Origin of the sequence: Paracoccus aurantiacus, assembly GCF_007993065.1 — a bacterium.
Taxonomy (GTDB): Bacteria; Pseudomonadota; Alphaproteobacteria; order Rhodobacterales; family Rhodobacteraceae; genus Paracoccus; species Paracoccus aurantiacus.
On record NZ_VOPL01000001.1, the window covers coordinates 804,619 to 819,938 of the forward strand.

13 protein-coding genes are annotated in these 15,320 nt (G+C 62.7%); 9 read left to right on the forward strand and 4 right to left on the reverse strand.

The annotated features are described in order from the left end of the window. Positions 1-7: 7 nt before the first annotated feature. Genes FQV27_RS03910 through FQV27_RS03920 form a run of 3 tightly spaced genes read left to right on the forward strand, consistent with a single transcriptional unit; the run spans position 8 to position 2,298 of the window. Positions 8-580, forward strand: coding sequence for a heme NO-binding domain-containing protein (locus FQV27_RS03910; RefSeq protein WP_147096484.1), 573 nt, complete (start codon positions 8-10; stop codon positions 578-580). Further along, entirely contained in the window at positions 577-1,599 is a 1,023-nt protein-coding gene (locus FQV27_RS03915) for a GGDEF domain-containing protein (protein WP_147096485.1), read from the forward strand. The genes FQV27_RS03910 and FQV27_RS03915 overlap by 4 nt, the downstream gene beginning before the upstream one ends. Before the next feature lie 51 nt (positions 1,600-1,650). Further along, positions 1,651-2,298, forward strand: a complete 648-nt coding sequence (locus tag FQV27_RS03920) for a nicotinate-nucleotide adenylyltransferase (RefSeq protein WP_147096486.1) — start codon at positions 1,651-1,653, stop codon at positions 2,296-2,298. A 96-nt stretch (positions 2,299-2,394) separates the two neighbouring features. Here FQV27_RS03920 and FQV27_RS03925 read toward each other — a convergent pair whose 3' ends face one another. From FQV27_RS03925 to FQV27_RS03940, 4 genes are all read right to left on the reverse strand, one after another. Beyond that, on the reverse strand, positions 2,395-3,165 hold the full coding sequence (locus tag FQV27_RS03925) for an enoyl-CoA hydratase-related protein (protein WP_147096487.1): 771 nt from the start codon (positions 3,163-3,165) through the stop codon (positions 2,395-2,397). Positions 3,166-3,264: 99 nt separating this feature from the next. Then, entirely contained in the window at positions 3,265-3,717 is a 453-nt protein-coding gene (locus FQV27_RS03930; protein WP_147096488.1) for a cytochrome c-type biogenesis protein, read from the reverse strand. Next, on the reverse strand, positions 3,714-5,672 hold the full coding sequence (locus FQV27_RS03935; RefSeq protein ID WP_147096489.1) for a heme lyase CcmF/NrfE family subunit: 1,959 nt from the start codon (positions 5,670-5,672) through the stop codon (positions 3,714-3,716). Before FQV27_RS03935 ends, FQV27_RS03930 begins: the two co-directional genes overlap by 4 nt. 124 nt (positions 5,673-5,796) lie before the next feature. After that, positions 5,797-6,696: a LysR family transcriptional regulator gene (locus tag FQV27_RS03940; protein WP_147096490.1), complete on the reverse strand. Its 900-nt coding sequence runs from the start codon at positions 6,694-6,696 to the stop codon at positions 5,797-5,799. A gap of 154 nt (positions 6,697-6,850) precedes the next feature. On the opposite strand from FQV27_RS03940, the gene FQV27_RS03945 reads away from it, so the two are divergent. The 6 genes from FQV27_RS03945 to purL all read left to right on the forward strand — a co-directional run bounded on the left by FQV27_RS03945 (position 6,851) and on the right by purL (position 15,275). Beyond that, on the forward strand, positions 6,851-10,249 hold the full coding sequence (locus tag FQV27_RS03945; protein ID WP_147096491.1) for an indolepyruvate ferredoxin oxidoreductase family protein: 3,399 nt from the start codon (positions 6,851-6,853) through the stop codon (positions 10,247-10,249). Positions 10,250-10,313: 64 nt separating this feature from the next. Then, positions 10,314-11,126: a glutamate racemase gene (locus tag FQV27_RS03950; RefSeq protein ID WP_147096492.1), complete on the forward strand. Its 813-nt coding sequence runs from the start codon at positions 10,314-10,316 to the stop codon at positions 11,124-11,126. 9 nt (positions 11,127-11,135) lie between these two features. Further along, complete coding sequence (ccmE, locus tag FQV27_RS03955; RefSeq protein WP_147096493.1) at positions 11,136-11,579, forward strand: cytochrome c maturation protein CcmE; 444 nt, start codon at positions 11,136-11,138, stop codon at positions 11,577-11,579. An 87-nt stretch (positions 11,580-11,666) separates the two neighbouring features. Beyond that, positions 11,667-12,278: a holin-associated N-acetylmuramidase gene (locus tag FQV27_RS03960; protein ID WP_147096494.1), complete on the forward strand. Its 612-nt coding sequence runs from the start codon at positions 11,667-11,669 to the stop codon at positions 12,276-12,278. Beyond that, a complete protein-coding gene (locus FQV27_RS03965) occupies positions 12,269-12,799 on the forward strand; it encodes a holin family protein (protein ID WP_147096495.1) in 531 nt (176 codons plus the stop codon). The genes FQV27_RS03960 and FQV27_RS03965 overlap by 10 nt, the downstream gene beginning before the upstream one ends. Positions 12,800-13,097: 298 nt before the next feature. Further along, positions 13,098-15,275, forward strand: a complete 2,178-nt coding sequence (gene purL, locus FQV27_RS03970; RefSeq protein ID WP_147096496.1) for a phosphoribosylformylglycinamidine synthase subunit PurL — start codon at positions 13,098-13,100, stop codon at positions 15,273-15,275. Positions 15,276-15,320: the final 45 nt, after the last annotated feature.

Consider the following 15,320-nt stretch of genomic DNA (forward strand, 5'->3'; position numbering starts at 1 on the left):
AGGTCCAATGCACGGATTCATCATTCGCGGTATCGAGCTGTTCTTGCGTGCCCGTCACGGCGACTGGGTATGGGCATCGGTCTGCGCCGCGACCGGGCTGGATCGGCGCGGAACCCAGATCATGAAGCACTATCAGCAGGACATGGTTCAGCACATGATCCTTGCCGCCGGCGCGGCGCTGCAGATGGAACGCGACGAATTGCTGGAGGATATCGGCGGCTGGATACCGCGGCTGGACGGAATGCGTCACATCATGCGCTTCAGCGGTTCCAGATTCGAGGATTTCGTTCTGTCGCTTGATGACCTTCAGGACCGGGCCAGCGTCGTGCTGCCCGGCCTCAACCTGCCGCGCATCACGACCTATCTGATCGGGGCTCAGCACTATCGCCTTGCCGTTCAGTCCGAAGCGAGAGAGTGGTACCCGGTCCTCGCGGGGCTGCTGCGCGGCATGGCCGACGATTACGGGGTGCTCGCGATGGTCGAACGCGAAGGCGGCGCGCTGGATGTGCAGATCGCGGATGACCGCTTCGCCGAGGGCAGCGATTTCTCATTCGCACAGCAATTCGGGGTGGCGACATGACGGGCGCGATCATGATTCCGGTGGATCGGCTGGTCTCGTTGATGCCGATGCATCTGCTGGTCGATGAGGGCGGCAATATTCGTTCCTGCGGGCCGACGCTTCGCAAGATGATCGGCTGGGCGACGAATATCGCGGCCGCATTCGAAATACGCCGCGCCCCACACGAAGCACGCATCCTGCCATCGGTCAGGGACGCCGCGGCAAGCGGCAGGCGGGTGTTTCTGGGCATTCGCGAAAGCCAGCTTCCCCCGCTGCGTGGTGAGGTCACGGCGCTTCCGCATGGTGAAATGCTGCTGAATCTGGGCTTCGGGATCGGCGTGATCGACGCGATTTCCGCCTATGACCTGACCGATGCGGATTTCGCGGCCAATGATCTGGCCATCGAGATCCTTTATCTCCACAAGTCGAACCAGCTTATCCGGGCAGAGCTTTCGCGACACAGCCTGCGTCTGGAAGAAGCGCGCGAGGCTGCGGAGCTTCAGGCATTCACCGATCCCCTGACCGGCCTGCTGAACCGGCGCGGATTTGAACTTGCGTTCAACCTCGCGCTTGAGGCCCGGCGCGCGCAGTCAGATCCTGCGCAGGAATTCGCGGTCATGCAGCTGGATCTCGACTGGTTCAAGGATGTGAACGACCGCTTCGGCCACGCCGCAGGCGACGCGGTGCTGCGCCGCATTGCCGAGGTGCTTCGCCAGGAAACGCGCAGCGACGACTGCATCGCGCGGATCGGTGGCGACGAATTCCTGATCCTTTTGCCGGAGCTCACCTCCGAGCCCGCGATCCGCCAGCTCGGACGGCGAATCATCGACGCCGTTCAGCAGCCGGTCTGGCATGACAAGCATCTGTGCAGGGTATCGGGAAGCATCGGGGCGGCGCTTTCGACCAGTTACCACGAGCTTGTCTCGGAAGAGCTTCTGGCCCATGTGGACGAAGCGCTTTACGCGGCAAAGCGGGCGGGCCGCGCTTGCGTGCGTCTGCATGGCCGCGACCAGACCGGAATAGATCCTCAGGTGGATTGATCGGCTTCAGGACGGCTTGAGCATTGGCGCCGGGCGACCTACAGCAGTTCCATGAAAAACGATCTTCCAGTCGCGCCACCGGGCCAGCGGATCGGTCTTCTCGGGGGGTCGTTCGATCCCGCGCATGAAGGGCATGTCCGGCTGACAGAGGAGGCACTGAAGCGCTTTGGCCTCGACCGGGTCTGGTGGCTGGTGACGCCAGGAAATCCGCTGAAGGCGCATGGCCCCGCCCCGCTGTCAGAGCGGATCGACTATGCGCGCCAACTTGTCGATGATCCGCGTGTGACAGTGACGGGGATCGAGGCGCGACTGCAGACGCGGATGACCGTGGATACGATCGCCGCCTTGCAACGACTTTATCCGCATGTTCGTTTCGTCTGGCTTATGGGATCGGACAATCTGGTTCAGTTCAGCCGCTGGGATCGCTGGCGCGAGATTGCGGCACGCGTTCCGATCGGCGTGCTGGTCCGTCCCGGCACACGGCTGCGCGCGCGCCTGTCAAAGGCCGCCCGCATCATGGCCGATGACCGCCTTGCCGAAAGCCATGCAAGCCTTCTGGGCCGCTCGACCCCACCTGCCTGGGTCATGGTAAACATCCCGATGTCGAGCGCATCTTCGACGGCGATCCGCGCGGCGCGAAAGGCGCGCGCGCTGAAGGCCAAAGACGCCAGAAGGTCCGCTTCGGAAAGCGCTGGCTGACCGCCCCTTGCGCGCGCTGGTTATCGCGGGAAAAGAAGCTGGCGGCGGGGCGGATGGATATGCTGCGCCGTGGGCTTGCCGACAGAAGGCAGGCGTTCAGCGGCCGGTGAAGCGCGGTGCCCGCTTCTGAAGGAACGCCGCCACACCCTCGCGGAAATCGGGACTGCGACCGGCCTCGCCCTGCAACTCCGCCTCAAGCGCGAGTTGTGCGGCGAAGTCGTTTGCGCCGGATTCGCGCAATGCCCGGCGCACCTTCAGATAGGCCCCGGTCGGTCCTGATGCGAGCTGTCTTGCGCGTTCCTCGACCACGCTGACAAAGTCGTTTTCTGCGACCGCTTCCCAGATCATGCCCCACTCCTCGGCCTTCCGGGCAGGCACCTTGTCGGCGAACAGCATCATGCCCATCGCACGCGCATTGCCGACCAGTCGCGGCAGGATCCACGTCCCGCCAGCATCAGGGATAAGGCCGATCTTGGTGAAAGCCTGGCTGAAATAGGCGCTTTCGACAGCGATCACGACATCCGCCGCAAGCGCCAGATTGGCCCCCGCCCCCGCCGCGGGACCGTTCACCGCCGCGATCACCGGCGCGGCGCAGCCGATCACGGCCTGAAGCATCGGTTCATATTCACGGCGCAGCGTCCCTTCGATATCCGCCGCCGCTGCCGCATCCGACAAATCCTGACCAGAGCAGAAGGCCGCGCCCGCCCCTGTCATGACGACGCAGCGCACCTCGTCACTGACCGAATTCAGCGCCTCGGTAATTTCGGACCGCATCCGGCTGCTGAGCGCGTTCATCACCTGCGGTCGGTTCAGCATCAGCGTCGCAATGCTGTCGCGAACCGAAAAGCTGATCGTTTCATATACCATGTCATTCCTCCTGCTTGCGTGCAGAATGACGCGGCCATCCGCGCAGGCAAAGCCCCGCCGTTGCGTCAGTTAACGTCATGCGTGCATCTGCCGGGACGTTCAGCCGCGCATGATCTCATCAAGGCGCGCCTGCTCCTCGGGGGAAAGCGGCTTTTCGGCGGTTTCTGTGCCGCTGCGACGGCTTGCAATGAACCGCCATCCCAGGATTAACGCGATCACCGCCATCAGCGGCCCGGCGATATAAAGGATCAGATTGCCGCCCGTCGCGCGCGGCTGGAACAGAACGAACTCTCCGAAACGGTCCGTCACGGCATCCAGAACCTGCGCATTGCTGTCACCCGCGACCAGCCTTTCGCGCACGTAAAGACGCAGGTCGCGGCTGATCGGCGCATTCGATTCGTCAATCGTCTCGCCCTGACAGACCGGACAGCGCAGCAACCGGGATATGTCCCGCGCGCGCGATTCGAGCGCCGGATCGGGCAGAACCTCGTCTGGCTGGACGGCGAGCGCCGGGGTCACGAACAACATCAGAAGAAGAAGCAGCGTCTTCATTCTGCCGCCACCGCAACATTCCGGCGCCGCGCGCCCGCGGCGACGCGATAGCGGCGGTCCGACAAGCTGACCGCCCCGCCAAGCGCCATGAGGAAGCAGCCAAGCCAGATCCAGCTTGCAAAGGGTTTGATGTAACTGCGGACCGCCCAGCCCCCGCCCTGCTGTTCATCCCCGATCACGAGGTAGATATCGCGGAACAGGCCGTTCTTGATCGCAGCTTCGGTCGTGGGCATTGCCTGAACCGGATAAATGCGCTTTTCCGGCCGGAGAACCGCAATTTCACGACCGTTGCGCGCGACGGTGAATGTTGCGGTGGTCGAGGCATAGTTGGGACCGGCCATTTCCTCGACCCGGTCGAGCGTCACCTGATAGCCCGCCATATCGAAGCTTTCGCCGGTGCGCAGGGTACGGATATCCTCGACCTGCCAGGCCATCAGAAGACTGATGCCGATAAAGGTGACGCCCAGACCGGCATGCGAAATCGCCTTCCCCCAATCAGCGCGCGGCAGGCGCGACAAGCGCGAAAATCCGCCGCTTCCGGTCCTGAACCAAAGTTCGGACAGCGCGCCGAACACCAGCCACGACCCCAGACCCGCGCCGATCACGGCAAGGGCCGAACGCCCTGTCGAAATCGCGAAGACCAGCAGCATAACCGCCGCCGAGATCGCGATTGCCGCGCGAAGCGGCCGGATCGCGCGGGCGATCTGTGCGCGTTTCCACGGCATGATGGCACCGACCGGCAGTATCAGCGCCAGCACGATCATGAAGGGCGTGAACGCCTTTTCGAAGAAGGGTGCGCCGACCGAAAGCTTCCGATCGAATGCCATTTCCGCGATCAGCGGCCAGACGGTGCCCACGAATACGACGAACGCGGCAACCGCCAGCAGAATGTTGTTGATGACAAGCGCCCCCTCTCGCGACACGGGGGAAAAGACGCCTTTTGCCTGCATCGCCCCCGCCCGCATCGAAAAAAGCGTCAGCGCGCCACCGACGAAGACCGCGAGAATACCAAGGATAAATGTTCCCCGTGTCGGATCTGACGCAAAGCTGTGGACGGATGTGATGACGCCCGAACGCACGATGAAGGTTCCGATCAGCGAAAACCCGAAGGCCAGGATCGCCAGCAGGATCGTCCAGCTTTTCAGCACCTCGCGCTTTTCGACGACGATTGCGCAATGCAGCAGTGCCGCCGCCAGAAGCCAGGGCATGAAGCTGGCATTCTCGACCGGGTCCCAGAACCAGAAACCGCCCCAGCCAAGCTCGTAATAGGCCCACCATGATCCGAGCGCGATGCCGATGGTCAGAAACACCCAGGCAGCCAGCGTCCAGGGCCGGACCCAGCGCGCCCATGCGGCATCAACCCGTCCTTCGATCAGGGCCGCGACAGCAAAGGAAAAGGACATGCTCAGCCCGACATAGCCGAGATAGAGGAACGGCGGATGGAACGCGAGGCCGGGGTCCTGCAGAAGCGGGTTCAGGTCGCGGCCGTCGAAGGGAGGGATTTCAAGCCGCGCGAACGGGTTCGACGTGAAGATGATGAAGGCATAGAACGCCGCGCCGATCGCTGCCTGCACCGCAAGGACGCGCGCGCGCAGGCTTGGCGGAAGCTGTGATCCGAAAACCGCAGCCATCGCCCCGAAAAGTGCAAGGATCAGCACCCACAGAAGCATCGAGCCCTCGTGGTTCCCCCACACCCCCGAAATCTTGTAGAGCATCGGCTTGGCGGTATGCGAGTTTTCGTACACCAGTGCGACCGAGAAGTCCGAGGTCACGAAGGACACTGTCAGCGCCGCGAAGGACAGCCCGACCAGTCCGAACTGGCTGACGGCCGCCGGCCGTGCTGCCTCCATCCAGCTGTCCCAGCCGCGCGCCGCACCGACCAGTGGTACGACGACCTGAAACAGCGACACCGCGAAAGCGAGAATGAGGGCGAAATGTCCGAGTTCGGCTGTCATGATATTCTTTTTCCGCTCTGTCAGGCGCGCCCGACTGCGGGAACTTTATCTGCCCCGGCGCGCCGAGGCCAGCGTCACCGTCGCGGTCGCGGCTTTGTGACGCGCGGCGGTCCGGGCGTCGCCCCTATTCGACCGGCGTCTGCGCCTTTCGATATGCCTGTATTTCATCAACGACGAAATCGCGAAAGGCGATAACCCGGCGCGAGCCGCGCAGTTCTTCCGGGAAGGCCAGAAACACAGGCACTTCGCCGGATTCGACATCGTCGAACACCCGCACGAGTTCGGGAAAGTCCGCGGTCAGGTAATCGGGAAGCACGCCGATGCCGACATTGTTCAGGACCGCCTGCAGAACACCGAAATAGTTGTTCACCATCAACAGCGAACGCGGCCCGGTTTCCAGCAATTGCTGCACCAACAGCTTGCCAGCCGAAACCTGCGGCATCGCGGTATCCTGACAGATCACCCGATGGCGCGACAGATCCGGCAGCGACATGGGGCGCCCGGCCTCGGTCAGATAGGCGCGCGTTGCGTAAAGCCGCATGCGGATATTCAGCAACCGGCGGCGGATCAGATCGGCCTGGCTGGGCTCTTTCATACGGATGGCGACGTCGGCTTCGCGCATCGGAAGATCCAGCACCCGCTCCTCCAGGATCAGGTTGACCTTCAGATCGGGATACATCGTGTAAAGCTTGTTCAGCCGCGGCACGAGCCAGAGCGTGCCGAACCCCGTCGCGGTCGTCACCTTCAGTTCGCCCATCACATGTTCTTCGCTGTCGCGCATGCGCGCTTCGGCGATTTCCAGCTTTCGCGCCATTTCGGACGTGGCACTGAACAGAAGTTCGCCCTGCTCCGTCAGGATGAGCCCGCGCGCGTGGCGATGAAACAGCGGCACACCGACCTGATCTTCAAGCCCACGGATCTGCCGGCTGACAGCGGATTGCGACAGGCGAAGCGAATCGCCGGCATGAGTCAGGCTGCCCGCATCGGCCACCGCGTGAAAAATGCGGAGCTTGTCCCAGTCCATGTTATGACTTTCTGTCGTAGGTGCCTTGCAAATAATGCAACTCTTACCCCGAAGGCCGCTCTGTAGCAACATAAGTAAACCACGCATTTTTCCTTTGTGGGTCAGAATTGCTGACGTATAATGCCGCCAACCACCGCCGAGCAGGGAGGGCCAGATGGGGGTTCCGCAAGACAAGTCGTTTTCACTGGCAGACCGTTTCGATCTGTCGAAATCCCATGTGCTGCTGAACGGCACGCAGGCGCTTGTTCGCTTGATGCTGATGCAGCACGCCCGCGACGAAAAGGCCGGGCTGAACACGGCGGGGCTGGTCAGCGGCTATCGCGGCAGCCCGCTTGGCGGCGTCGATCTGGCGATGATGAAGGCCGACAAGCTGCTGAAGCAGAACGAGATTCTGTTCCAGGCCGGCTTGAATGAAGACCTTGCCGCGACCGCCGTCTGGGGCAGTCAGCAGGCCGAACTTCGCGGCGAAGGCAAGTATGACGGCGTCTTCGCGCTGTGGTACGGCAAGGGGCCGGGCATCGACCGTTCCGGCGATGTGATGCGGCATGCGAACATGGCCGGTTCGTCGCCCCATGGCGGGGTCGTCATGGCGATGGGCGACGACCACACCGGAGAGTCCTCGACCGTGCTGCACCAATCCGACTGGGCGATGGTCGATGCCTATATTCCGGTCATTTCGCCCGCAGGCGTGCAGGAAATTCTCGACTACGGCCTTTACGCCTTCGCTTTGTCGCGGTTCGCGGGCGTGTGGACGGGCCTCAAGACCATGAAGGACACCGTCGAGGCGACGTCTGTCGTCAATGGCGACCCGTTCCGGCTGAATTTCGTCACCCCCGAATTCAAGATGCCCGATGGCGGGCTGAACATTCGTCTGGGCGACACGCCGGTCCTGCAGGAAGCCCGCATGATCGACTATAAACGCTTCGCGGCAGAGGCGTTTTCGCGGGCCAACAAGATCGACCGGCCCGTCTGGGGCAAGTCCGGCGCAAAGATCGGCTTTGTCGCGGCGGGCAAGAACTGGCTGGATCTGGTCCACGCGCTGGCGCTTCTGGGTATTGATGAGGCCGAGGCCGACCGGCTTGGGATTTCGACCTACAAGATCGGCCAGACCTTCCCGATGGATATGAAGACCTTCCAGGAATGGTCGGAACCGCTGGATCTGGTCGTCGTGGTCGAGGAAAAGCGCAAGCTGATCGAGGTGCAGGTCAAGGAGGCGATCTTCGACAACCGCCACGGCCGCCGCGTGATCGGCTGGAAGCATGACCGCACCGGCGAAGAGGTTTTCCCGACGCGCTATGCGCTCGATCCGGTGATGATCGCGGAAAAGCTGGGCGGTATCCTGATCGAGGAAGGTCGCGGCACCGAAGGAATTCGCGCCGGGCTTGAAAAGCTGTCAGCCGCGCGTCGTGCGGATAATGCGCCGGAAATCGCCGTCAGAACGCCGTGGTATTGCTCGGGCTGTCCGCACAATACGTCGACCCGCGTGCCGGACGGCAGCCGTGCCTATGCGGGCATCGGTTGTCATTATATGGTGCAGTGGATGGACCGCGAAACCAACGGTTTCACCCATATGGGCGGCGAAGGTGCAAACTGGGTCGGCGAAGCGCCATTCTCGAACAGACCGCATGTTTTTCAGAACCTTGGCGACGGAACCTATAATCACTCCGGCTCTCTGGCGATCCGTCATGCGGTCGAAACCAAGACCAATATCACCTATAAGGTGCTGTTCAACGACGCCGTCGCCATGACCGGCGGGCAGCCGCATGAGGGCGGGCTGACCGCGCCCCAGATCGCGCGCGAGCTGGTGGCGATGGGGGTCGATCCCGTCATCGTGGTCTATGACGACAAGGAAGATGTGGACCCGGCCCAGTTCGACGGGCTGCGGATGGAAACCCGCGACAAGATGATGGCCGTGCAGCGCGAACTGGCCGATCAGGGCGGCACCTCGGCGATCCTCTATATCCAGACCTGCGCGGCGGAAAAACGCCGCCGTCGCAAGAAAGGCGCCTTCCCCGACCCGGACCGCCGCATCTGGATCAACCCCGAAGTGTGCGAGGGCTGCGGCGATTGCGGTGTGCAGTCGAACTGCGTCTCGGTCGTGCCGCTGGATACTGAACTGGGCCGCAAGCGTCAGATCGAGCAGTCGAGCTGCAACAAGGACTATTCCTGCGTGAACGGCTTCTGCCCCAGCTTCGTCTCGGTCCGGGGCGGCAAGTTGAGGAAGCCGAAGGCAGCCGCAATGGACCTGCCCGCCCTGCCCGCGCCCAGCCTGCCCGCGATCGACGGCACGCATAACATCGTGATTACCGGGGTTGGCGGCACGGGCGTTGTGACCATCGGCGCGGTGCTGGCACAGGCCGCGCATATCGATGGCAAAGGCGCGGGGATGATGGAAATGGCCGGCCTCGCCCAGAAGGGCGGTGCGGTGCATATCCATCTGCGGCTGGCCAATCAGCCCGAAGATATCAGCGCGATCCGCGTCGCCGTGGGCGAGGCAGACTGTATCATCGGCGGCGATCTTGTGGTGACGGCGGGTGCCAAGACCATTGGCCTGATGACCAATGGCCGCACGGGTGCCGTGGTCAACGATCACGAGATCATCACCGGCGAATTCACCAAGAACCGCGATTTCCAGATCCCGGCTGACCGGCTGAAGATGTCGCTGCAGGCCCGTCTTGGCGATAACGCAGCGTTTTTCGACGCCAACAAGCTGGCGCAGACGGCGCTCGGCGATTCGATCTATTCGAACATGCTGGTGCTGGGGGCGGCATGGCAGCGCGGGCTGATCCCGCTGACCGAAGACGCGATCATGACCGCCATTCAGCTGAACGGTGCGAAGGTCGAAGAAAACAAGCGCGCCTTCCAGATCGGCCGTTGGGCCATGACAGATCCCGACGCTGTGGCGGTTGCGACCGCGCCTGCTGTCGCAGAACGCCCCGATCCGGTCGAATATCGCGCCAGCTTCCTGGTCGATTACCAGAACGAGGCCTATGCGCAGCGCTTCCGCGATCTGGTCGCGCAAGCGCCGGACGAATTGCGTCAGGACGTGGCCGAGGGCTATTTCAAGCTGCTCGCCTATAAGGATGAATACGAGGTCGCCCGCCTTCACCTGAAAACCGCCAAAGGCGTTGCGCGCGAATTCGACGGCGACATGAAGCTGTCCTTCCATCTTGCGCCCCCGATCCTGCCGGGCCGCGATGCCGATGGCCGCCCGAAAAAGCGCGAATTCGGGGCATGGATCATGCCGGGCTTCCGCATGCTGGCAAGGATGAAGGGCCTGCGCGGCACAGCGCTCGATCCCTTCGGCTGGCTGGCGGAACGGCGCGCAGAACGCGCGGCCATCCCCCGGTTCGAGGATGACATGAACAGCATCCTGCCCCGCGTGACGCCCGAGACGCTTGAAATCGCCCGTGAACTGGCGCGCCTGCCGCTGTCGGTGAAGGGTTACGGGCTGGTGAAGGACAAGGCGGCAGAGGCAGCCGAAGCTCGTCGCGCCGAACTGCTGGCCGCGTTCGAGGATGGGGGCACGCCGCTGGCGCATGCGGCGGAATGACCTGCCTCATGGACTTTTTTCAGGTCGCGGCTTATGTCGCGATCTGAACTGACAGGGGCGGCAGATGGCAGTAGGCATTTTCGATTCAGGTCTGGGCGGGTTGACCGTCTATAAGGCCATCCGCGACCGGTTGCCCGATCTGCCGCTGGTCTATTTCGGCGACAACGCCCATGCGCCATATGGCGTGCGCACGGCTGATGACATTTATGATCTGACCTGTGCCGCGACCGAACGGCTTTGGACCGAGGGTTGCGATCTTGTAATCCTTGCCTGCAACACGGCCTCTGCCGCTGCGCTTCGTCGGATGCAGGAAAAATTTGTCCCTGAAAACAAGCGCGTACTGGGCGTATTTGTTCCGCTGATTGAGGCGCTGACCGAACGGCAATGGGGCGACAACTCTCCGCCGCGCGAAGTGGCGGTGAAGCATGTCGCCCTGTTCGCGACCCCCGCCACCGTTGCCAGCCGTGCCTTCCAGCGCGAGCTGGCTTTCCGCGCCATTGGTGTCGATGTCGAGGCGCAACCCTGCGGCGGCGTGGTCGATGCGATCGAGGATGGCGACGAAATCCTTGCCGAAGCGCTGATCTCCAGCCATGTCGAGGCGCTGAAGCGCCGCATGCCCCACCCCGAGGCCGCGATCCTTGGCTGCACGCATTATCCCTTCATGCAGGACTCGTTCCAGAAGGCGCTTGGTCCCGACGTGACGCTGTTCAGTCAGGCCAGCCTCGTTGCGGAAAGCCTTGCTGACTATCTTGAACGCCGCCCGGAATTCATCGGCAGCGGGACCGAGTCGAAATGCCTGACGACGGGGACTCCGGCCCGCGTGTCGTCCAAGGCGACTCAGTTCCTGCGCATGCCGATCAGCTTTGATTCTGCCTGAGGAATTCGCATGAAGTCGCTGAAAAAACAGAGACGAATTCAGATCATTGTCGCCGCCACGCTCGCGCTGGTATTGGCGTCGGTGCTGATCGGCTATGGTTTCCGCGACGGCATCAACCTGTATCGCGCCCCTACCCAGGTTGCCGAGCAGATGCCCGCCCCCGACGAGGTCTTTCGTCTTGGCGGTTTGGTCGAGGAAGGCAGCCTGATGCGCGGCGCAGGCGAGACGATCAGCTTCACCGTGACCGACGGCGCTCATTCGGTACCGGTCCGCTTCACCGGCGTCCTGCCAGACTTGTTCGAAGAGGGCCAGGGCATGATCGGCACGGGCCGGATGGAGGGCGACACTTTCGTCGCCAGCGAAATCCTTGCGAAACATGACGAGAACTACATGCCGAAAGAGGTGATCGACTCCCTCAAAGCGACGGGACGCTATGAGGACCCGAACAGCTGAGTCATCGCCGGCAACGCACGTCTTCTTAACGGAAGGTTAATTCCCGAAGCGCAGTCTCGCCCCGTTTCAGAGATGAAGGGGGACGGGATGAAATCCGTGGATGAGATCGCCACTGAAATCGTGGCGCGAGAGGGGGGATATGTGAATGACCCCGATGATCCGGGCGGGGCGACCAATTACGGCGTGACAATCGGCACCATGCAGCGGCTGGGTCTGGACCTGAACCGCGACGGGCGGGTTGACAACGCGGATGTGAAGGCGCTGACCCGTGCGCAGGCCGCTGGCATCTTCAAGGAACATTATTTCAGACGACCGGGGATCGAACGCCTGCCGGCACCGCTGCACGCGACCGTCTTCGACATGTATGTGAATGCAGGCGCGAACGCGGTGAAAATCCTTCAGCGCATGGTCACGCGAATGGGCTTTGCGACCGGCGATGATGGCGTGATCGGCCCCAACACCGTTGCGGCCGTCACCGCTGCTGCGCAGGCCGCGCCCCAGCACATCGTTGACGCCTACGGGATCGAGCGCCGGAACTACTATTACGCGATTGCCGATGCTCGGCCCGCCAGCCGCAAATACGCCCGGACCCGCGCTGGCGGCAAAGGCGGCTGGATCACGCGGGCCGAAGCTTTCATTGCGCCAAAATACCACCTTACCGCTGGCCAGCACCGCGAAAGGACCGCAAAATGGGCATGATCGACCGCTTTCTGGGCGTGGGGGCTGCTGCGCAGACAGTGTCCAATGCCGCTGCCAACGTCACCGAGATCTTCCGCGAGAATGCCACCCGCAAGATGGAGCTGGAAGAGGCCGCCTATGGTCATGCCATAACGCAGCTTTCAGCGGAATTCGGTGCCGCGCGGCGCGGCTGGTTCGACGACATCGTCAACGGCATGAACCGCCTGCCCCGTCCGCTGCTGACGCTGGGAACGATCGGGCTTTTTGTCTATGCGATGGTCGAGCCGATCGGCTTTTCGCAGCGAATGGCAGGGCTTCAGACGGTCCCGGAACCGCTCTGGTGGCTGCTCGGTGCGATTGTTTCGTTCTATTTCGGCGCACGAGAGGCACATTACTTCCGCAGCCGCAGCTTCCCGCAGCGGATCGAGCAGTCGGTCGTGCCGTTGCCCGAAACCGGGGCGCCAGAGCCGGTGCAGCAAAGCATTACATCCGGAAATTTCAGCGATAATGCTGCGTTGCAGGATTGGGCGGCAGGGCGTTAACAGGGTTCCGCAACGTCACCCGAACGAGTTGCCATGTAATACATGCATATCGGGTATGTCGCTGCTGCAGCATGTTAACGCTTGATTGGACGGCACGCTGCACCTAAATCGGTCTGCGAAGGCGATGATCGAGGCAACTCTTATCTCCTTCACCTCCCTGTTGGACTTAGGCCGGGCTTCATGCCCGGCTTTTTTTTTTGCCCTGCACACGCGCACCCGCCCCTTTCCCTTCAAGCGCTTGCGCCGTAAAAGGCGGCGGATCAACAAAGCGCGCCATATCACAGCTTGAGGGACGGCCATGAACGAACCGGAGATCACCAAGGACCTGATCGCGGCGCATGGGCTGAAGCCCGACGAATATGAAAGCATCCTCGACATTATCGGGCGCGAGCCGAGTTTTACCGAACTCGGTATTTTCTCGGCCATGTGGAACGAGCATTGTTCCTATAAATCCTCGAAGAAATGGCTGCGCACCCTGCCGACGAGCGGCCCGCAGGTCATCTGCGGGCCCGGCGAGAATGCGGGCGTCGTCGATATCGGCGATGGTCAGGCGGTGGTCTTCAAGATGGAGAGCCATAATCACCCCTCCTATATCGAGCCGCATCAGGGTGCCGCGACCGGCGTCGGCGGCATTCTGCGCGATGTCTTCACCATGGGCGCGCGCCCGATTGCGGCGATGGATTCGCTCAGCTTCGGGCGGCCGGAGCACCCCAAGACCGCGCATCTGGTGAAAGGCGTGGTCGAGGGGATCGGTGCTTACGGCAATGCGTTCGGCGTGCCGAATGTCGGCGGCGAGGTGCGTTTCCATCGCGCCTATGACGGCAATTGCCTTGTGAACGCCTTCGCGGCGGGTCTGGCCGATGCGGACAGGATTTTTTACTCGGCCGCCTCGGGGATCGGCATGCCGGTCGTCTATCTGGGTGCGAAAACGGGACGAGACGGCGTCGGCGGCGCGACTATGGCATCTGCCGAATTTGACGACACGATCGAAGAAAAGCGCCCAACAGTTCAGGTTGGCGACCCCTTCACCGAAAAATGCCTGCTGGAAGCCTGTCTGGAACTGATGGCCACCGACAGCGTGATCTCGATTCAGGATATGGGTGCGGCGGGCCTGACCTGTTCGGCCGTCGAAATGGGCGACAAGGGCGGGCTTGGCATTCAGCTGAACCTCGATCACGTGCCGCAGCGCGAGACGGATATGACGGCGTATGAGATGATGCTGTCGGAATCCCAGGAACGCATGCTGATGGTCCTGAAGCCCGAGAAAGAGGCCGAGGCGCGGGCGATCTTCGAGAAATGGGATCTCGATTTTGCGGTCGTGGGCGAGACGATTGCCGAGGATCGCTTCCTGATCCTGCATGGCAACGAGGTCATGGCCGACCTGCCGCTGTCAAAGCTGTCATCCAGCGCCCCGGAATATGATCGCCCCTGGGTCGAAACGCCGCCGGCGGAGCCGCTGCCCGATCTGCCCGCGATCACGCCCATAAAGGCGCTGCGTGCGCTGATCGGCAGCCCGAACTATGGCCACAAGGCGTGGGTCTGGGAACAGTACGATACGCAGGTCGGCGCGGATACCGTGCGCCGTCCGGGCCTTGGTGCGGGCGTCGTGCGCGTGCACGGCACCGACAAGGCGCTTGCCTTCACCAGCGACGTGACGCCGCGCTATGTCAAGGCAAACCCGTTTGAGGGCGGCAAGCAGGCCGTCGCCGAAGCCTATCGCAACCTGACCGCCTGTGGCGCGCTGCCACTGGCGACGACCGACAACCTGAATTTCGGCAATCCCGAAAAGCCCGAGATCATGGGCCAGTTCGTGGGCGCGATCAAAGGGATCGGAGAGGCGGTTGCGGCGCTGGATATGCCCATCGTGTCGGGCAATGTCTCGCTTTACAACGAAACCGACGGTCAGGGCATTCTGCCGACGCCGACCATCGGCGCCGTGGGCCTGCTGGAAAATCTGAACGACCTGATCGCCGGCCGGCCCGAGGACGGGGACGTGGCGATCCTGATCGGCGAAACCGCAGGTCATCTGGGCCAGTCCGCACTGGCTGCCGAGGCTTTCGGGATCGAGGCAGGCGACGCGCCCCATGTCGATCTGGCCGTTGAAAAGCAGAACGGCGAATTCCTGCGGGCCAATCGCGCCCATCTGCGCGCGGCGACCGATCTGTCGGACGGGGGCCTTGCACTGGCGGCATTCGAAATGGCCGAGGGCGCGGGCATCGGCATCCGCCTGCAAAGCGATGATATCGCCCAGCTTTATGGCGAGGATCAGGCCCGTTATCTGGTGGCCTGCGACGCATCCGGGGCCGAGGCGCTGCTGAAAGCCGCTGAAAAGGCGGGCGTTCCGGCGGTCGAGGTCGGCCAGTTCGGTGGCATGGCTGTCCAGATGGGGGGCGATGCCGGCGATCTGGCGGAGCTGTCGCAGCTTTACCGCAGCGCCTTCTCGGACGCGATCCACGGCGAGGAACCGCTTGGCTGAGACTTGAGAAACCGGGTTTCGCGCCCTAGATTATAGGGGTGCAAC